This window comes from Anabaena sp. CCY 9402-a, from assembly GCF_963920945.1.
GTDB classification, from domain to species: domain Bacteria; phylum Cyanobacteriota; class Cyanobacteriia; order Cyanobacteriales; family Nostocaceae; genus Trichormus; species Trichormus minutissimus.
In genome coordinates, this window is record NZ_CAWUDL010000044.1 from 1 (window position 1) to 19,995 (window position 19,995).

Sequence of the window (19,995 nt, forward strand, 5' to 3'; positions counted from 1 at the left end):
TCTAAACAGGAATGTTCTTGTTCTAAACAGGAATGTTCTTGTTCTAAACAGGAATATTCTCGTTCTAAACAGGAATATTCTCGTTCTAAACAGGAATGTTCTTGCTCTAAACAGGAATGTTCTTGCTCTAAACAAGGATGTTCTCGCTCTAAACAGGAATGTTCTCGTTCCAAACAGGAATGTTCTTGTTCTAAAGTTGAGAGGGCATGAATAAAGGCTATTGTTTGGTTCAGACAATCCCACCATTCACGCGAATGTTTTGCCCAGTGATCCATCGTGCTGCATCACTCGCAAGAAAAGTTACAACCTCCTGGGCTTTATCTGCCCTTCCTGCATAATTAACAACTACAGATGCACCTTTTTGAGCTAATGTCAGGGCGATCGCTCGTCCAATACCCTGTGATGCACCTGTGATAATTGCCATTTTTCGGGCTAAATCTGTCATGATACTAATCTTGTCATGTTTTGGTAATCCAAAAATTATTCACTATTAAGTTACTACGCCAAGGTTAAATTTAACGGTGGGTAACAGAAGGAGTTTTGTCTTCTTGACTGGAATCTGTGAAGGGAGGCTTACCGCTCGGTTTGATGCGATCGCGCATTTTACCAATCACGATGTACAAAATCGGCACGAGGAACAAACTGAAGAAAGTAGCCACCAACATTCCGCCAAATACTGCTGTCCCTAAAGATTGACGACTAGCCGCACCTGCACCGACACCAATTAAAAGCGGAAAAACCCCCAATAGTGTAGATAAAGCCGTCATGAGAATCGGCCGTAAGCGTTCTTGCGCTGCTTGGATGGCGGCTTTGGTGATACTCAGACCTTCAGCACGTAATTGATTAGCAAATTCCACAATCAAAATTGCGTTTTTACTAGCCAAGCCAATCAACATTACTAACCCCACCTGACAAAATACATCGTTACTCAATCCCCTTAGCGATTGGGCTATTAACGCTCCCAAAATAGCTAAGGGGATGGACAACATAATAATCAAGGGGTCTACAGAATTTTCGTACTTTGCAGCTAATACCAAAAACACAAACACCAAGCCTAAACCAAAAATTAAAGGTGCTTGACTACTAAATGTTTGTTCTTCAGTGGTAATCCCTGACCATTCGTAACCCATACTGGCTGGTAATACTCGTCGGGCTAGGCGTTCCATTGCGGCGATCGCTTGACCTGAACTGTAGCCAGGAGCAGCCCCACCGTTGATTTCTATCGACCGGAACAGGTTATAGTGATTGATGGTTTGCGCCCCGGTGGTGGGGGTTAACTTGACTAAGTTACTCAGGGGAATCATTTGGTCAGTCTGGGAACGCACATATAATTTACCGATATCCCCAGGCTCAGAACGGAACTTAGCATCGGCTTGCACATATACCCGATAAGTCCGCGAGAGAAAATTAAAGTCGTTGACGTATTGCGAACCTAAGTAACTTTGTAAGGTTTTAAAGATATTATCTATCGGCACTTGCAAGACCTTAGCTTTATTGCGGTCTACTGCAATTAACATCTGCGGTGTATTGGCATTAAAGGTACTAAACACACCTTGTAATCCTCGGTTCTGATTACCTTCTGTAATGATCTGTCCCATGACTTCTAACATGGAGTTTAAGCTAGTAGTCCCTGATTTATCTTGCAGTTGAAATTGGAAGCCGCTAAAACTGCCTAAGCCGTCAATTGATGGAGGATTAACAGGGAAAATTCGCGCTTCGGAGATATTAGAAAATACTCCCTGCAACTTGTTAATTATCGCGTCTGCTGATTGTCCTGGTTGCTGACGTTCGCTCCACGGTTTGAGGGTACTAAAAATCACGCCACTATTAGCTGTGTTCCCACTAAAACTAAAACCACCGACGGCAAAAGTACCAGTAATTTCTGGTAGTTTCAGGATTTCGGCTTCAACCTGCGCCATGACTTTGCTGGTGTAGTTGATGGAAACCCCCTCCGGTGCTTGAATAATGGTGATGAAATAACCTTGGTCTTCATCAGGGATAAATGCTGTTGGGACGGTGAGATACAGCCAGCCTGTTAATGCTAAGGCGGCGATAAATAGACCAATAACGATCGCTCTCATCCGGTTGAAGAAATGCAGCGATCGCGCATATTGTCTTTGTATATAATCGAAAAACCAGTTAATTCGTCCAAAAAACCAGCCAAATATCCCCCGTGGTTTGGGTTTAGTTCGTAGTAATACAGCCGCTAAAGTCGGTGTGAGGGTGACAGCTAAAAAGGTAGAAATGGTGATAGAAAAGGCGATCGTTAAAGCGAACTGACGATAAATCAGACCAGTCGAACCGGGGAAGAATGCCACTGGTACAAATACTGCCATTAAAATTAATGATCTAGTAATTACAGATCCAAATAACTCCTGTATAGTTGCGGCAGCAGCTTGACGCGGTGACATTCCCCGGTCTTGAATTAAGCGGGAGATATTTTCGACTACGATAATGGCATCATCAACTACCATCCCTGTAGCTGAGGTCAGACCAAATAGCGTCAAAGTATTGATGGAAAAGCCAAAAACTTTAATAAAAGCGAAAGTGCCAATCAATGATACGGGGATGGTAATGACAGGAATGAGGGTAGTCCGCCAGTCTTGGAGGAAAATAAAAATTACCAAGACAACCAGTGCGATCGCTTTTAATAGTGTTGTCACCACTTCCCCTAAAGACTCTTTCACAAAGTCAGTCGTATCAAATGCCACTTGATATTCCATCCCTGGGGGAAAGCTTTTAGCCAAGCGTGCAATTTCAACTTTAACCGCCTCAGCCACTTCCAAAGTATTACTTCCAGGAAGCGGAAATATGCCAATCCCTATACATTCCTTACCCCGAAAGCGCAGAAAGGAGTTATAGTTTTCTGCTCCCAATTCTGCCCGTCCGATATCCCTAAATGTAATCAGTGAGCCATCTGCACCTGTTTTCAGAATGATATTCTCAAATTCTGAAACTTCCGTTAATCTACTAGCTGCCGTCAGGTCAATTTGATACATCTGATCGGCTGGGATTGGTGGCTGTCCGATTTGCCCTACACCCACCTGGATATTTTGTTCATCCAGTGCATCAATTACATCTTGGGCGGTCAATTTACGACTAGCCAAGCGATTGGGGTCAAGCCACAACCTCATTGCATAACGGCGTTCACCAAAAATCCGCGCCTCACTGACACCATTAATTCTTTTCAGGGCATCTACTATATATAAGTCGGCGTAGTTGCTTAAAAATAGATTGTCATATTCTTGGCGATCGCTATATAGTCCAATTGCCAGCAAAATATTATTAGAGTGCTTGCTGACAGTCACACCAGTACGCTGCACCGCTTCCGGTAACTGTGACTGAGCCAGAGAGACGCGATTCTGCACATCAACAGCCGCAATGTCCTTATCCCGTGATCCATCAAAGGTGACAGTAATCATACTACCGCCATCATTACTACTGCTAGAAGTCATGTACTTCATGCCTTGTACACCATTTATTTGGCTCTCTAAGACATTCGTAACTGTTTTTTCTACAACTTCCGCACTAGCACCACGGTAGTTAGCATTAACAATAATTTGTGTAGGGCTAATTTCTGGATATCTATCTGTTGGTAGCGTTAGGATACTAATTGCACCCACAAAAAAAATAATAATAGCGCAGACACTGGTAAATACAGGTCGTTTAATAAAGAAGTTGACGAACATTGGGGAATGGGAATTAGGGATTGGGGATTGGGGATTGGGTATTTGGGCAATTCAATTTTGAATTTCGAATTTTGAATTAATTTTTCCCCAATCCCCAATACTACAGAGAATCAGGAACAATCGGCACACCGTCTTGGAGATTAAGCAACCCTGAGACAATGATTTTGTCTTGTGGCTGCAATCCTGATAGAACTTGGTAATGATTGCGTCTAATATCACCTAGTTGCACCCGTTTTTGACGGGCGACTAATTGAGAAATGCCTTGCGGTGATGTTTCCGTTTGCGCTACATAGACAAAGGTGTTACCAGCGATGCGAGAAATGGCTGTAGTAGGAATTAAAACACCAGTTCTCTGACTCCAAATCACTCTAGCTCTAATTAATTGGTCTGCCCTGAGTTGATTATTAGAGTTAGTGTACAGTGCTTTCATCAGGATAGTTTGGGTATCGTTAGTAGCATTAGGAGCAATGAAAAATACCCGACTTGTACCCAAAACTTGACCTTGCGCGTTCATAATCTCCACCGGCATTCCCTTACGCAGTTGGGAGGCGCGTTCTAGGGGGACGGAAACATTAACCTCTAATGGTTGGTTTTGAGTGATAGTGACTAGTTGTGTAGATGTATTGACAAAATCACCCAGTTTTACAGGAATATTGCCCACAGTACCCGTCAAGGGGGTAGTAATTCTGTAGTATTGCAACTGGAGTTGTTGTTGAGCAGTATTAGATTGGGCTTGCTGCCAACTTTTTTGAGCTTGGGCAATGTTGGCTTTTTGAGCTTGAATCCTGGAATCTATGGCGTTAAGACTAGCTGTAGTTATGGCTAGTCTGTTGGCTGATTGATCCCTAGTTTGTCGAGATACTGCCCCTTCTTTTGCTAAACTGGCATATCTTTGATAATCTTGCCGATTTAGGCTTAAATCTGCTAGCTTCGATAACCTTTCTGCTTCTAGTGATTTGAGTGTGGCGTAAGCATTTTCTAACTGAGCTTTAGCTGCATCGGCGGCGGTATCGTTACCTATAAATGCGGCTTGTTGCTGTCTGGGGTCGATTTGCATCACAACTGTACCGGCGGCGATCGCATCTCCTGATCTGACGTATATTTGGGTAACTTGCCCTGGGATTTTCGGTTGTAGCTTCACAGATTGCCGGGATTCTAGACTAGCAACAAAGTCTGTACTGTCTTCAATTGTGCCTATTTGTACTGGTGATATTTTAACTCGTACCCCTGATGATTTAGCATTGGCAGCTAATGGTGCTTGGTTAATGGGAGTCAGTAATCGCCAAACTACTGCTGTTCCACCTACTAACAGTAAGATACCAGCTAGCAATAGCCGCAGCCCCCGCGAGTTTTCGGGGGGTGGCTCATAGGATGGACGAGGAAGATTGTCTGGAAAATCAGTGTGAGAATCAGGGGATGACATAGCTGACAGCAAACCTACAAAACAAGTGAAATAGAACTGAATCTGAATTGAAAATTTTGTAATGAAGTTTACTTATTAAGCATGAAGATTTTTGCTCCATTTTGTGTTAACTCATCCAAATATACTGTCTTATGGATATTCTCTAATCTACCTAAAGGAGAATGATAAAAAATAGTTTACAAGACAGGCGATGACCGACCATCGGTCGGAGACTATCGAGCTGTTTTCTTTTTTCTGGTGAAGAATATACTAAATTTGGAATCAGCATCTTTTTTATTTAATGTCGCAAAAAGAATATTTGTAGTTGTTCACTTTCCCCCACTAAAAAAGGATTAAGAGGCAAAAGGTATGGGTGGATGTTTTATACCTTTACGAGCCTGAGTAAGAACTATCGCAATATAACTCCAATGGTTAACTTTTCTGAGTAGCCATTCCCTGAGTTGAAGGTTTTCCCTGAGAAAATAAAGGCGTTCCCTGAACCAAGTCGTTCGCGTTAGCGTCTCCGAAGGAGAAGGGCTTTCCTTTGTCAAAAAACAGCACCACCGTTTTCACCCCCGCTCCGATAAAAGTCCCATTGGGACAATCCAAAATCGTGTGCAAATTGCAACTACTCAAAAGCTCTTGACGCAACGCCCGTGAAGCATTATCCGAATTTGACAGGAATGTATTTTTGATTACTACCGCAGCCCTACCGCCCATCTTCAGGATTTTGATGAAATGCTGCAAAAACAGAAACGCCGTTTCCCCTGTCTTAATGGGGAAATTCTGCTGTACTTCCTTGCGTTCCTTCCCTCCAAATGGCGGATTTGCCAAGATGACATCAAAACGATTCTTGTCTTGAATATCACTGAGATTTTCCGTCAGCGTGTTGGTGTGGATAATATTCGGCGCATCAATGCCATGCAAAATCATATTCAAAAAGAAGAAAATCAGAAATTATCATCAAGAAGAATTGGTGTTGAACATCTCATCTGTAGAGTCAAAACTTTTCGAGTAGCTAGTGATAGATTTCGTTTAGCTCGACATCGTTATAATCAGGTGATAATGGCAGTATGTGGATTAGTTAGATTACATCTAAATTATTCGTTTATACTAAGTCATGATCTTTGAATTATCCGCCTTTAGATTTTCTTATTTAGAAAGCTATGTTTCTTAAAACCTTTAATAATTTTGATATTTTTATCCCCAAAACCTTATTTTTGTGTTCAGCCCTAATTAGTGTTTCATCCCAGTTATAGTTCGTGTAACGCTTTCATAGTAAGCTTTTTATCTTTTGTGGACAAGTCTATTAAGTATTTTGTTGACCCCCACAATCGAGATTTAGGTATTATCAAACAGAAACGAAAACCAAATGTTAAGTTGATTGTCGCTCCTTTTCCCGATCTTCAACGAGGGTCTGACCAGTTTTTTTTCCACAATTCCCTGAAAGCCTCTTGACAAAAGACTTACAGCCCTAACTTGTCACCAATGTCGCGGCATTAACATAACCAAGTCAGGAATTAACATTACCATCACGGCATTAACATAACTAAGTCAGGAATTAACATAGCCGTTGCCGCATTAACATTGTAAATGAGTAACTTATGCAGCGTGAATTTGCTAGTCGAGATGAATTAATAGCCTATCTACGGGAACAATTCCCCCAAGCCGCAGAACGTGATGATCATGTTAGCAACACACTGGGAGGAAGGAAAGCAGCCGAAACAGCTTTACACAAAATCAATCCAGCATCCTACGCCAAAACACGTAATTTTTTAACAGGCGATGTAACCAAACTTTCGCCCTACATTCGTTATGGCGTTTTAAGCTTGCGAGAAATTCGTGATTATGTACTTAATAACGTCCAACACCGTGATGATGCGACAAAACTAATTAACGAATTAGGTTGGCGAGACTACTGGCAAAGATTATATGCCAAGCTAGGAAATAACATTTGCCAAGACCAAGAAGAATACAAAAACGGCTACACCATAGCCGAATACGCAGCAGAGTTACCCCAAAACATCAAAGAAGGTACTACAGGCTTAGTTTGCATAGACAACTTCAGCCAAGAATTACGCGAGACTGGCTACCTACATAATCATATGCGGATGTGGTTAGCAGCTTATGTTGTCCATTGGCGGCGCATTCGTTGGCAAGCAGGTGCAAAATGGTTTCTAGAACACCTATTAGACGGTGATCCTGCTAGTAATAATATGTCTTGGCAGTGGGTAGCTAGCACCTTCAGTCATAAACCTTATTTTTTCAACCGTGAAAACTTAGAACGCTACACCAAAGGGGTGTATTGTCAAAAATGTCCCCTTTACGGTTATTGTGATTTTGAAGGTAGCTACGAAGAATTAGAACAGCGACTTTTTCCCAAAGGAGAATTTACCAAAAAACCCAATAGTCAAAGTTGGCAAAAGGGGAGGAGGTAGGGAATTAGGTGACAGGTGACAGGTGACAGGTGACAGAAAAATAATAACTAATGACTAAAATTATTTGGATACACGGTGATTGTTTAAGTCCTCATAACCCAGCTTTACAAGCATACCCGGATGCGCCGGCTATTTGGGTTTGGGATGGTGCTTTAATAGAAGAATGGCAACTCAGCCTCAAACGGCTGACTTTTATTTATGAATGCTTGTTAGAGTTACCCGTAGAAATTCGTCGCGGTAATGTGGCGCAAGAAATTTTAGCTTTTGCTCAAGAACATAATGCTGAATTGGTAGCGACAACCGATAGCCCTAGTCCTCGGTTTAATGATATCTGCGATGAAATTGAGCGTTCTTTAAACCTAGAGGTGTTTGAAGTTGAACCATTCTTTGATTACGATGGGCATATTGATCTCAAGCGATTCTCCCGCTATTGGAAGGTAGCGGAAAAGTATGTTTTTGAATAAGCAACAACTTTCTGTAATTGATTTCTTAGTCAGGGCTACCCTACGGGAACGCTGCGCGAATAGCTATTTCCTGTACATGATGCTTGCTTACCGGAAGAAAGGACTAAAGTCCTTACTACAAACATTTAATTATATGATTAATAATGTTTTTCATGTATCTGCATAAGTTTTTCACCACACCAATTAATCCTGCTTCTACTTCTGGTGATAAATGCCATTGGAGATTGATTTTATTGCCTTTAACTCTGAGTTTAGGATTTTCCTTATTCTATGGCATTTTGGGACTACAAAGAGCCTTCAAAACTGAGTATGTTGCTCAAGATGATGCACGAGAATATGTATTTTGGATGCAACAGTTTGTAGATCCAGAATTATTTCACAATGATTTGATCGCAGATTATTTTCAATCGATTACACCATTAGGATATGCCACTTTATATAAAGTGATGGCTAATTTAGGCATCAATCCTCTTTTGCTAAGTAAAATTCTACCCATCTTTTTGGGCTTGATTGTTACTATCTATTGTTTTTATTTATCTCTAAAAATTTTTCCAGTACCAGGGGCTGCATTTATTACTACCTTGTTGCTCAACCAAAGTCTCTGGTTTCAATCTGACTTAGTTTCTGCCACACCTAGGTCTTTTGTCTATCCGTTGCTTTTGGCATTTTTCTATTATCTAATTAGGAGTTCTTGGTTAATTATTTGCCTGATTATTATGCTGTCTGGATTATTTTATCCTCCCCTATTATTTATTTGTCTAGGTATTTTATTTATTCGGTTACGACATAATTATTTTTTGCTAGTTGCTATTGCGGTATTAGCATTTCTAGTAATGTCACCCTATATTTTAGCTTCATCTGAGTTTAGCCCCGTCGTCACTGCTACTCAAGCTTGGATGATGCCAGAACTGTGGACAGAAGGACGACATCCTTTTTTTGACTATAATTCTGCGAAATTTTGGTTGATTGGACAACATAGTGGAATCTTGCCCCCATTAATGCCTCCTCTGATTTGGATGGGGTTGTTCTTTCCAATGGTGCAACGAAAACTTGACAAGTTTCCTCTCGTCAGAATTGTCAATACTGAAGTCAAAATATTGCTACAGATTATTATCGTATCGTTGATATTGTTTTTTGCTGCCCATACTTTCCTGCTCAAGTTGTTTTTTCCTACTCGCTACACAGTGCATACTTTGCGAATAGTGATGGCTATTGCTGCAGGTATTACCTTAACTGTAATCTTAGATTGGTTATTCCAGACTTATCGGAAAAAACGCCAACTTTGGCAACCGGCATTAGCCGTGACTTTAGCAATTGTTCTGTTGCTGTACCCTAACTTTTCGGGACGCTTTCCCACTAGCGATTATAGGCAATCTACAGCATCAGTATTATATAAATTTTTACAACAGCAACCCAAAAATAGTCTAGTTGCTACTCTTGCAGACGAGGCTGATAACATTCCAACTTTTGCTCAAAGACCTATTTTGGTGGGTAGAGAATATGCTTTGCCTTTCCATTTAGGTTACTACTCTCAGATTCGCCAACGCACTATTGATTTGATTCATGCCCAATATAGCCAGGATTTAACACCAGCAAAACAACTAATTCAAAAATATGGAGTCGATTTCTGGCTGGTAGAAAGTACATCCTTTAAAGTTGAGTATCTTACGAGTAAAACTTGGTTGAAAAGTTTTCAGCCAGTCTTTACTGAGGCTGTTAGCAATTTGTCTAAGAACACTACTCCAGCGTTAGCAACATTAACAAAGTATTGTTCTGTTTTAGAGACGGGAAATTTCACGCTGTTAAAGGCAGACTGTATTATTGATACCAAGTTGCAATCATAGTTAGTATTTTTACTCTGTTGTATTCTTTATCAGTGTAGGGGTGTAAGGGTTGATGAAACTATGATTCGTCCGTTAGTTTTACAGTCATCACTGATTACTTTATTAAAAACCTACACTGCCAAAACTAAAATTTTTGAATGCAATTAGGTATAAATAGCAAATATCACCCAAATAATTGCAGAATAAATGCAGTTTGTCTGGTGACTACCGAGAAATGTTGACTACACTTGCTGACGCACAAAATTTACTTTCTGACCTCATCGCCCGCTACTCATCCCGTGTAGATTATTTGATGATTCGCTTAGAAGAATCAGAAGGGACAGATATCTTGTTACGTGGCGACAAGGTGGAAACCCTTAGTGAAGGAATCTCTAGTGGTGGACATATCCGCGCTTGTTATAAAGGTGGCTGGGGGTTAAGCAGTTTTAATCAGCTTTCTACCATTAAGGAACGCATTGAGGAAGCAGTGGCTGCTGCACGGATGGTAGGTGATGAAGAAACTTTACTTGCTTCTATTGACCCGGTGCAAGCAGTATGCACTCTTCCATTGACAGGGAAAGATCCGCGTCAAGTAACCCTCTCGCAGAAAAAGGCATTGTGCGATCGCTATACTGAACTATTAAAGGCTGAAGATTATCGCATCACTACTACCTCGGTTCGTTATAGCGATAGTTCCCAAAGAATTATCCTTGCTACCTCAGAAGGGACTCTCATCAATCAATCTTGGGTAGACATGGAAATGCGCTTTGCAGCCACCGCCAGAAATGGCGAAACTGTCCAAACTGGGAGGGAAACTACAGGTTCTCGCAAAGCTTACGAAGATTTAATGAATCTGGATGAACAGGTAAAAAGTGCGTCACAAAGGGCTGTTGCTGCCTTATCTTTACCGACAGTCAAGGGAAATACCTACACTGTAGTGATTGACCCTATTCTGACGGGCTTATTTGTTCACGAAGCTTTTGGGCATCTTTCGGAAGCTGATATGGCTTACGAAAACCCCGATTTACTGGAAGTCATGACCATCGGACGGCAATTTGGCCCGGAAGAACTACAAATTTTTGATGGTGCAGCCCCAGAAGGTCATCGCGGTAGCTATTTTTATGATGATGAAGGGACACCAGCCACTACTACTCAACTGATTAAAGATGGTATTTTAGTTGGTCGTTTACATTCCCGTGAAACCGCAGGCAAGTTAGAGGAAAGCCCAACAGGTAATGCTCGCTGTCTCAATTATCACTATAACCCGATTGTCCGCATGACTAATACTTGGATTGAACGGGGTAAAACGCCAGTTGCAGATTTATTTACGGGTATTAAAGAAGGAGTATACGCCCGCAATTGGCTGGGTGGAATGACGAATGGGGAAATGTTCACCTTTAGCGCGGGGGAGGCATGGATGATTAGAAATGGTGAGATTGCTGAACCAGTCAAAGATGTGACGCTTTCGGGTAATGTTTTTCAAACTTTGGCAGATATTGAAGCTATTGGCGATGATTTCTACTGGGATGAATCCGGCGGTTGTGGCAAAGGTGGGCAAAATGGTTTACCTGTAGGTTGTGGTGGCCCTAGTTTACGAATTCGAGATGTGGTAGTGGGGGGAGATATTTAATTTGTAATTCGTAATTCGTAATTCGTAATTACAGTAATTTTTGGTGGGCTTTGCCCACCAAGACCTAGATGTAGTTCTTATGTGTATTCCAAAACATCTGATTTTTATAGATAGATAGTAATCAGCACTAACAAGCAATGTTTAAAGCAATTATTATTTTTCTAATTATTGGGTTGATTATTACTGTCATTTTTCTCAGTCCCGTTTTGAGGAAAAAACGCAGAAGCCGTATGCAAAAGCGGATGTTTCCTGCTTTGTGGAATGCGATCGCTGAAAATAATTTACCTATTTATCTACGCCTCTCTCCGGCAGAACGGCGACGACTTCAGGGACATATGCAAGTTTTCTTAGCAGAAAAAGAATTCATTGGTTGTGGAGGATTACAGGTAACGGAAGAGATGAAATTAACTATTGCTGCTGTTGCCTGTTTACTACTACTGAATGAGCGCGGTGAATACTTTCCTAAATTGCGTTCAATTTTGATTTATCCTGGTACATATTTTGTTAATCAAACTGTTGCTATTGATAATTATATTGTTGAAGAAAGACGTGATGCCAGATTAGGTGAATCATGGACTAAAGACCAATTGATATTATCTTGGCAGCAGGTACAAGGAGATATTCACAACTGGAGAGATGGACATAATGTTGTGCTGCATGAATTTGCTCATCAGTTAGATCAAGAAGATGGTAAAGCTGAAGGTGTGCCTATTTTGTCAGGTCAGTTAGATTATGGGATTTGGTCTAGGGTAATGACGGCAGAATATCAACAACTTTGTCATGATGTGCAGCAAGGTGTTGAGACTGTCATTGATAGTTATGGTGCAACAAATCCCGCAGAGTTTTTTGCGGTGTCAACTGAGACTTTCTTTGAAAAGCCACAGCAATTATTGCAACTACATCCAGCACTTTATGAGCTACTGAAAAAATACTACCAACTAGACCCTATGCAATGGATTTAAATATTAGGTTATATCTATTGCCATATTTGCATTTTCCAAGTTTTCTCCTCAAGATGGATGTAATTCAGAATGGCGATCGCTTAAAAATATTCTCTAGTAGTAAAAAACCCTAATCCATCAGCATTTGGTGACTGAAATTGGATGAACTTAATATTGTAGTTACAGCCATTGGTGCGATCGTTCTATTTCTGGGACTGTTATCTGACTATTTCCGCCGAAATTGGTGGACTAGCGACCCTTTAACAGCTCTCCTATTGGGGTTATTGCTGGGGCCTATCGGTTTGGGATTAGTGAATCCCAGTGCTTGGGGAATACCACAGGAACAACTATTAGAGCAAACTGCCCGTTTTACATTAGCGATTGGCTTGATGGGGGTAGCCCTGCGACTACCTAAAAATTATGTTTTCCGTAATTGGCAACCTTTGGCAATCCTTTTAGGATTGGTCATGCCCATGATGTGGGTAATCAGTGGTTTAATCGTCTATTGGATTTTAAAAATACCTTTTTGGGAGGCAATGTTAGTAGGGGCAACAATTACACCAACTGACCCCATTGTCTCAACTTCTATTGTTACAGGTGTTGTAGCTGAAGATAACCTTCCAAGACGTTTGCGACACATCATTTCGGCTGAGTCAGGTGCTAATGATGGCTTGGCTTATCCTTTTGTATTGTTGTGTATCCTGATGCTAAAGCCTTCTTCCGGTGATGTGCTATCTCACTGGTTGATTCATGTCGTTTTATGGGAAGTTGGTATAGCTGTTCTGTTTGGCATAGTGTTTGGTTACATAGCAGGTTATCTCTTAGAATTGGCTGAACGTAAAGGAACAATTGAGCAGCAATCTTTTTTGAGTTACACAATTGCTCTGAGTGTGACAGTATTAGGTGCTGCTAAGTTACTTGGCTCAGATGGGATTCTGGCTGTATTTGTGTCTGGTTTGGCTTTTAGTTATGTTGTTAGTGGTAAAGAGAGAGCAGAGGAAGACAACATTCAAGAAGCAATTAACCGCTTTTTTACTTTACCGATTTTTATTTTGTTGGGCTTAACTATTCCTTGGCGGGAATGGTTAGCATTGGGATGGTGGAATTTAATTTTATTGGTAGTAGCCATATTGTTTTTACGAAGAATACCCGCAATTTTGTTACTCCATCACTACATTCGTCCTATTCATAATCTTCAAGAAGCTCTGTTTGTTGGCTGGTTTGGCCCGATTGGTGTGGCTGCTATTTTTTACGCTGGTTATTCAGTACAGCAAGTTAGAGTAGAGGAGGTTTGGTTAGTTTGCAGCCTGATGATTTGTGCTTCTATTCTTGCTCAAGGCTTAAGTGCGACTCCCTTAACCAAGCTCTATGGTGAATACATGAATCGAAAGCACCAGTCTCAAACTACCAATGAGTAACTACTTAACTCAACTGAGCTACAAGTTGATTTTCTAATAGCGTGTCATTGGTTAATAAGTCTTCAACGGTGATTCTTAAAAACCTTTGCTGATCAACTTGAAACATAATCTTAATGCGATCGCTCCCTGGAAAAGCAGGCGGTGTGAGTTGAGCAATGGTTTTTGCTTGCTCATTCAAGGGTTTGACGCTGGTGACACCACTATCCAGGCGGCGAGTAATTAAGCGATCGCCATCAAAATACACTTCTGTACCCCCTGTTTCCGCGCCGAGTTCGCCAATAATCAACTCTATGCTGGGTTGATTCTCTAGGGAAGCACCCAAGAATAACTCTACAGGCTGACTCATGGGGTAGCCTTGTCCAGCTTTAATAATGGGATGCCAACTATGGCGTTGGTTACGACGATCCCAATAGCGTACACCATAACTATGGTAGAGAAAATCTTTGATTTCTACGCCTTGGGATAGTTGTAATGCGCCTTGGGCGATCGCTTCAAAGGGACGTTCGGAACGAATCTTTTCGGGTGCAAAATACTGCTTCACCCATGTCTGCACTGCTGGTAATTGCACAGTCCCACCCACTAACAACACGGCGTTAATGTCCGAGAGTTCAATTCCTTGGCGGCGTGCTTGCTGCAATAGATTGGCCATTGACTCATCTAATTGCTCAAAAAAGGCGTGTTCTTTGAGGATATTTTCGAGGGTGTCGCGGTTTAATTCCAGTTCGTAGCTTTCAAAGGTTTCATCATCAAAATAAACCTCGCTGGCTTGGTTTTGGCTGGATAGCTGAATTTTGACTTTTTCAGCTAGTCGCATGGTGAGGGGACTGACGGCTAATCCTTGGGTTTTGGCAAAATAATCTACTAACCAATTATCAATATCTGTACCGCCTAAATTCTGCCCAGCTTTGGCTAAAACACGGGCGGTTTTGACTTTTTGTTTGGAGTCTTCCGCTAGGGATTTATTACCCCATTTGAGGAGAAAGCCTACAGGTTTGGTGTTGGCTTGGCTACTTTTATTTAACTGGACGAGGGATAAATCTAATGTCCCGCCACCGAAATCAATGACTAAGAGATTTTCTTCCTCGGCTAAACCATAGCCTAAAGCGGCGGCTGTGGGTTCGTCTAGCATCCGCACTTGTTCAACGGGGAGGGCTTGGCAAACTTTACCTAGCCAATAGCGATAGGCTTCAAAACTATCTACGGGGACGGTTAAGACTAGGGAATCTAAGCCGCCTTCTTGGGGTGCGAGTTGTTGAATGACTTGGGTGAGAAACCATTGTCCTACTTGTTCAAAGGTGATGGTTTGTCCGTCTAGTTCTGGGAGGAAGCCTTGAATATCTGAGCCAATACCCCGTTTGAAGCTGCGGAAAAATCGGGTGTCGCTTTTGAGGTCAAGACCGCGATCGCGTACTTGTTGCCCTACAATGATTTTACCTTGGTTGGCATCTTCAACGTACACTAGGCTGGGAATTAATGGGGGGTTGAGGCTTTGTTGGATGGATAAGCCTGAGAGGGTAAGGGTTTCGGGCTGTTGGGTGACGGGATTCCAACGAGCAATGACTGTGTTACTTGTACCAAAATCGATTGCGATCGCCATAGTCTTATGATTTTCTCACGCAGAGGCGCAGAGGCGCAGAGAGTGTTTGAGGTTGAGCCTATTGTCCCATAAGCCACCATGAGCGCAGATGTGAAATTGCGACTTCTTTTTTTTTGGCTTCGATTTCTATCCAGGGGGCTTGGTGGTATATGTTGGGCATGGCGGTGATTAAATCGCTGTGTTTTCTATCGTTGAATGCTTGTTCACCGTTGGAAATGTGTACTAGTTGCCAGTCTGGTTGTGTCCAGGTTTCTCTGGCTGCGTAAAACATGGCATCTACGCTGGGATGATTGTAACTGTCTAGTTTTTCATGGCAAATATGATGATGGGCATCCAATACCATCGGGATTTTAGCTTGTTGGCATACTGCTAAAATTTCTTCGGCACTGTAGGCGTATTCGTCGTTTTCTAGTGTTAAACGGTTTTTGATGTTGGCTGGTAATTCGGAGATGACTTTGATTAGTTGTTCGCTACGTTGGGATTTGCCACCATGAATATTCATCAATGACCAAGGTGAACGAGGTAAGCCTAATAAATCTAGGGTTTGGGCGTGTCTCGCTAAGATTTTGATGCTGTTTTGGACTATTTCGGGAGACTCAGAACTCAGCACTACATATTGATCTGGGTGTAGTACCATTCTGATGTGCAAGGATTGGGCTTTTTGACCGATTTTTTCTAAATCAGCACTCATTGCTTCTAAAATATTTGCCCCAATTTCGTCTTCCATATCATTGAGGGGAAACAAGGCTGAAGTCATTCGATATAGGCGAATCTTGTTCTCTTCACAAAAGGAAAGGGCATCATGCAACCGTTGCAAGTTATGTTGATAGATTTCTTTCAACGCAGTTTCACGCTGACTCAAGGATAGTTTTAGGTAGCGTGTGCGTGTCATTGTCCGAAAGCGAACTTTTTTATCCGCAGTAATACAAACCAGTCCTAATTCTGGCGTAGTCTTGTTTTCTAACTTTGCTGTGTTAGGCAAATTATTTAACTGGGTTGCAGCCATTGATTTATCTGTTATTTTTACCATCTTTTTATTTAACTGAATTTGTCTTGTCAGTGTGGAGTATCTCCAGCCTGATTTTGTCTGGATTTTGACAGTGCGAAGTAAACAGAACCAAAGGAAGAATGTCAAGATTTACATATGTATCTTTTGGCAGTGCTGTCAAGTCCATGAAATATTTATTAATATTAAGTATAAGTATAAATCCAGGGTTGGGAGTTCAAAAAATTCAAGATAGCAAGCATTTTTCAAAAATCGGTGAATTTTCTAGCAAAGGAGTACAGGAGTATGAAAGACCAGCCAAAGTCAGATTCTCAGGAATTCGTAGGTAATCTCAAGAATGGCATTTGGCTGTTCGGCCTTTCCTCTTGGGTGTTTGGCATAACTGACCGCAGTATTGCATCCTTTGCTGATGGCTATCTATCTGCATTGGATTTGACGCAACTATTTACAGCCGCTACATTTTTTGTGGCATGGCTATTTTTGAAGCCGACATCTAGGGCTTAATTTTAAACGCATTTGCTGTTAGGCGTTCCCGCAGGGTAGGGCGCGGAGGTTTTATCAGAGACATTTGTGTTGTATTTTGAAGGGGTATTAGATATGAAAAAGAGTTGCCAATACCCTATTCTCTCCCCCAAGCTGATTTTGTTCAAAGCCCCCATTGTGGTTAAGCAGTAGCACAAACACGTCAAAGCCTATTTCCTATTACCTGTCACCTGTCACCTGTCACCTGTCCCCTATCCCCTGTCACCTGTCCCCTATATTTCTGGAAATAGTCAAAATTTTGGTTAAAATTGCCTCATTATTTTGAAAACCAGGGAGTTAAAATACTGGCAATTCCAATTACTGCCAAAAAATAGTAGCTATTCTCACAGTATTCAGGGCAATAAACAGTCAAAATTTGGCAATAATATAGTTGTTTGCATCTAAGTGTATCGACCTTTTCCTCTTTCATTGAACATAATTAACCTTAGATGATACCCAGCATTACAGATTCAACAGTTAAAGCTGCACTTGCAGCCATTGCATCGGAATCAGCAACGACACAAGAAAAAATTCAGATGCTGATTGAATTGGCACAAGGTTTACAGAAAAAACCCAAAACTGCCCAGGATTTATGGAATGCGGTTGAGTTATATCAACAGGCTAATAAAATTTGTGATGCAGATTATCCTCTTTGGAAAGCCCGTTCTCAAGCGGGGATGGCAGGGGCGTTAAGGTCGATTCCCGATGTGGGGGCAGAATTATTGGTACAGGCGAAGGCAGGTTATGAGGAGGCGTTGCCTGTTTTACAGCAATTAGCTGTACCGGCAGAAGTGGCAGAAGCACAGATGAATTTGGGGCTGGTGTTACAGTCTTTAGTGCCTTTTAGTTTGGCCAAGATAACAGACAGTATCGCAGCTTACCATGAAGCGATGCGGGTGTTTACTAGTCAGGATTATCCTCAAGAATACGCTATTTTGTCTAATAATATTGCGATCGCTTACCTTTCGATGTCTGGAGGTTCGGAACAGCAAAATCTCTGTGAAGGCTTGGCAGTACAGACGTTTGAGGCCGCCCTGCAACAGATTAACTTAATTAACCACCCCAGGGAATATGCGATGTTGCAAAACAACTTGGGTAATGCGCTGCAATATTTACCCAGTTCCCATCCTGTAGAGAATAATTTACAGGCGATCGCAGCTTATAATGAAGCTTTAAAGGTGCGTAATTCTCAGGATACACCTTTAGAGTACGCTAACACAATCGCTAATAAAGCTAACGCTTTATTTAATTTACCTGATGACCCAGAAAAACCAGAGTTAGGTAATCCTCAAAATCTTTTACAAGCCCGTAATTACTATCAAGAAGCTTGGGAAATATTCAGCCAACATCAACAAACAGAACAAGCGGCAGCCGTTGCCCAAGCTTTGCAAGAAGTGACAGCAGAAATTAGGGTAAGTATTTAAAGACAGACAATTTTTATCGTAAATTCAAGGTTTTAAGACCCCTACGTCTACACGTAGTATCAGTTGAGTTGGGGTTTAAATCCCCGACTCCAACTGTCTTTAATTTTGAATGTTGTTAGCGCAGCGTAAAGCCTTCTCTACGAGAGGCTTCGCCAACGGCATAGCTTCTCCTGTCGGAGAGTCTTGCCTACGGCACGCCAAGGGCGAACGAGCATCATTTTGAATTTTGAATTGTTAAAGGGTGGGCATTGCTTGAGATTTGCTCAAACCCCAGAAGTGTTGAATCTCGCAACACAACTTTACAATCTTTGTGTTCTGCCTAGAAAAATTTGCTTGTCTATTGACAATAAAGTCATTAACTACTCGAATTTGGTATCACCAATACCAATGCACGACTTGAGCAATATCCTCAAAATCTTAACATTCAACACTTCTGCTCAAACCCTTATTTTTGACTTTTTGGCAATGCCCACCTATGCGTCTCATAACTAATGACTAATAAATTTTTATCTCCAGGTGCAAAGGTAATTTTAGGTGATGTTCTCAACCCAGAATTATTAGTAACTCCCTTAGCACCAACTCCTACTACAATGTTTGGCCCCCGTAGTGCTTGTTTAGTATCTGAAACAGGGTCATTATGGGTATCAGATACGGGACATCATCGGTTATTAGGATGGCGAAATTTACCCACAAGAGATAATCAACCGGCTGATTGGGTAATTGGACAACCAGACTTTTACCATGAGGGACAAAATGCTAAAGGTACACCAGGCAGAAATACTGTTAGCGTACCGACAGGAATTTGTGTGTATGGGGAAGGTTTAGCGGTAGCAGATGCCTGGAATCATCGGGTTTTAATTTGGCATAAGTTACCGGAAGATAGCAATGTTCCAGCCGATTTAGTATTAGGACAAGCTAATTTTATTGATAACGAATCTAATCGGTGTAGTCAACAAGCTGCGGCTAATACTATGCACTGGCCTTATGGTATTTTATATCATCAAGGTAAGTTATTTGTAGCGGATACAGGTAATCGAAGATTATTAATCTGGCAACAATTACCTACAGAAAATGGTCAGCCTGCTGATATAGTTCTGGGACAGCCAGATATGACATCTCGTAATGAAAATGGCGGGGCTTCTCCCACGGCGGCGAGTATGCGCTGGTGTCATGATATTGCTATTTGGAATGATAATTTAGTTGTCACCGATGCGGGTAATAATCGAGTGATGATTTGGCAGGGGATACCAACAGAAAATAATACCCCTTGTGCGGTGGTTTTAGGACAGAAAAATTTTGATGTTGTGGAGATAAACCAGGGCGTTTATTTTCCTAGTGCTAGTAGTTTGAGTATGCCTTATGGGGTAGCGGCAAATGGGGAATGGTTGTTAGTGGCAGATACTGCTAATTCTCGGTTGTTAGGATGGAAGCAGCCAGAGTCAATATTATCTTTGCAGGGTGTAGTTGCAGATGGGATTGCTGGACAAGATACTTTTCAAACTAAAAGTGAAAATCGTAACTTTGGAATGCCAACACGCCACAGCTTAAATTGGTGTTATGGAGTAAAAGTTTGTGGGAAGACGGCGATAATCTCTGATTCGGGGAATAATCGGATTTTGCTTTGGGAATTTTAGGCAGTGA

16 protein-coding genes and 1 pseudogene are annotated in these 19,995 nt (G+C 41.6%); 10 read left to right on the forward strand and 7 right to left on the reverse strand.

The window, feature by feature from the left end; all coding sequences use genetic code 11:
- The 5 genes and pseudogenes from ACM0OR_RS16880 to ACM0OR_RS16900 form a co-directional block, all read right to left on the reverse strand.
- Positions 1 to 275 (reverse strand): hypothetical protein (locus tag ACM0OR_RS16880; protein ID WP_414577558.1); only part of this gene is annotated, 275 nt, incomplete at its 3' end.
- A 26-nt stretch (positions 276 to 301) separates the two neighbouring features.
- Positions 302 to 445, reverse strand: a pseudogene (locus ACM0OR_RS16885) (SDR family NAD(P)-dependent oxidoreductase); the annotation flags it as partial.
- Positions 446 to 515: 70 nt separating this feature from the next.
- Positions 516 to 3,689 carry an efflux RND transporter permease subunit gene (locus ACM0OR_RS16890; RefSeq protein WP_414577560.1) on the reverse strand — a complete coding sequence of 1,058 codons (3,174 nt, stop codon included), beginning with the start codon at positions 3,687 to 3,689 and terminating at the stop codon, positions 516 to 518.
- 100 nt (positions 3,690 to 3,789) lie between these two features.
- Positions 3,790 to 5,112, reverse strand: coding sequence for an efflux RND transporter periplasmic adaptor subunit (locus ACM0OR_RS16895; protein WP_414577562.1), 1,323 nt, complete (start codon positions 5,110 to 5,112; stop codon positions 3,790 to 3,792).
- A 411-nt stretch (positions 5,113 to 5,523) separates the two neighbouring features.
- On the reverse strand, positions 5,524 to 6,024 hold the full coding sequence (locus ACM0OR_RS16900) for an HsdM family class I SAM-dependent methyltransferase (RefSeq protein WP_414577563.1): 501 nt from the start codon (positions 6,022 to 6,024) through the stop codon (positions 5,524 to 5,526).
- Between ACM0OR_RS16900 and ACM0OR_RS16905 the strand changes: the two genes are divergently transcribed.
- The 7 genes from ACM0OR_RS16905 (at position 6,013) to ACM0OR_RS16935 (ending at position 13,805) form a co-directional block, all read left to right on the forward strand.
- On the forward strand, positions 6,013 to 6,222 hold the full coding sequence (locus ACM0OR_RS16905; protein ID WP_414577565.1) for a transposase family protein: 210 nt from the start codon (positions 6,013 to 6,015) through the stop codon (positions 6,220 to 6,222). The two genes, ACM0OR_RS16900 and ACM0OR_RS16905, sit on opposite strands and share 12 nt — an antisense overlap.
- A gap of 473 nt (positions 6,223 to 6,695) precedes the next feature.
- Complete coding sequence (locus ACM0OR_RS16910; RefSeq protein ID WP_414577567.1) at positions 6,696 to 7,529, forward strand: FAD-binding domain-containing protein; 834 nt, start codon at positions 6,696 to 6,698, stop codon at positions 7,527 to 7,529.
- Positions 7,530 to 7,579: 50 nt separating this feature from the next.
- On the forward strand, positions 7,580 to 7,993 hold the full coding sequence (locus ACM0OR_RS16915) for a hypothetical protein (RefSeq protein WP_414577568.1): 414 nt from the start codon (positions 7,580 to 7,582) through the stop codon (positions 7,991 to 7,993).
- A gap of 143 nt (positions 7,994 to 8,136) precedes the next feature.
- Positions 8,137 to 9,837, forward strand: a complete 1,701-nt coding sequence (locus tag ACM0OR_RS16920; RefSeq protein ID WP_414577570.1) for a hypothetical protein — start codon at positions 8,137 to 8,139, stop codon at positions 9,835 to 9,837.
- 214 nt (positions 9,838 to 10,051) lie between these two features.
- A complete protein-coding gene (locus tag ACM0OR_RS16925; RefSeq protein ID WP_414577572.1) occupies positions 10,052 to 11,446 on the forward strand; it encodes a TldD/PmbA family protein in 1,395 nt (464 codons plus the stop codon).
- 137 nt (positions 11,447 to 11,583) lie between these two features.
- Positions 11,584 to 12,408, forward strand: a complete 825-nt coding sequence (locus ACM0OR_RS16930) for a zinc-dependent peptidase (RefSeq protein WP_414577573.1) — start codon at positions 11,584 to 11,586, stop codon at positions 12,406 to 12,408.
- A 137-nt stretch (positions 12,409 to 12,545) separates the two neighbouring features.
- The gene (locus ACM0OR_RS16935) at positions 12,546 to 13,805 is read left to right on the forward strand and encodes a cation:proton antiporter (RefSeq protein ID WP_414577575.1); all 1,260 of its coding nucleotides are present in this window, start codon (positions 12,546 to 12,548) and stop codon (positions 13,803 to 13,805) included.
- Between the two features lie 4 nt (positions 13,806 to 13,809).
- Here the strand turns inward: ACM0OR_RS16935 and ACM0OR_RS16940 are convergent, their stop codons facing one another.
- Positions 13,810 to 15,402, reverse strand: a complete 1,593-nt coding sequence (locus ACM0OR_RS16940) for an Hsp70 family protein (protein ID WP_414577577.1) — start codon at positions 15,400 to 15,402, stop codon at positions 13,810 to 13,812.
- 58 nt (positions 15,403 to 15,460) lie between these two features.
- Positions 15,461 to 16,408: a UV DNA damage repair endonuclease UvsE gene (uvsE, locus tag ACM0OR_RS16945; RefSeq protein ID WP_414577627.1), complete on the reverse strand. Its 948-nt coding sequence runs from the start codon at positions 16,406 to 16,408 to the stop codon at positions 15,461 to 15,463.
- Positions 16,409 to 16,693: 285 nt separating this feature from the next.
- On the opposite strand from uvsE, the gene ACM0OR_RS16950 reads away from it, so the two are divergent.
- From ACM0OR_RS16950 to ACM0OR_RS16960, 3 genes are all read left to right on the forward strand, one after another.
- Positions 16,694 to 16,912 (forward strand): hypothetical protein, encoded by a 219-nt coding sequence (locus ACM0OR_RS16950; RefSeq protein ID WP_414577579.1) that lies wholly within the window; start codon positions 16,694 to 16,696, stop codon positions 16,910 to 16,912.
- Positions 16,913 to 17,379: 467 nt separating this feature from the next.
- The gene (locus ACM0OR_RS16955) at positions 17,380 to 18,354 is read left to right on the forward strand and encodes a hypothetical protein (RefSeq protein WP_414577581.1); all 975 of its coding nucleotides are present in this window, start codon (positions 17,380 to 17,382) and stop codon (positions 18,352 to 18,354) included.
- A gap of 491 nt (positions 18,355 to 18,845) precedes the next feature.
- Positions 18,846 to 19,988: a hypothetical protein gene (locus ACM0OR_RS16960; RefSeq protein ID WP_414577583.1), complete on the forward strand. Its 1,143-nt coding sequence runs from the start codon at positions 18,846 to 18,848 to the stop codon at positions 19,986 to 19,988.
- The last annotated feature ends 7 nt before the right edge of the window (positions 19,989 to 19,995 follow it).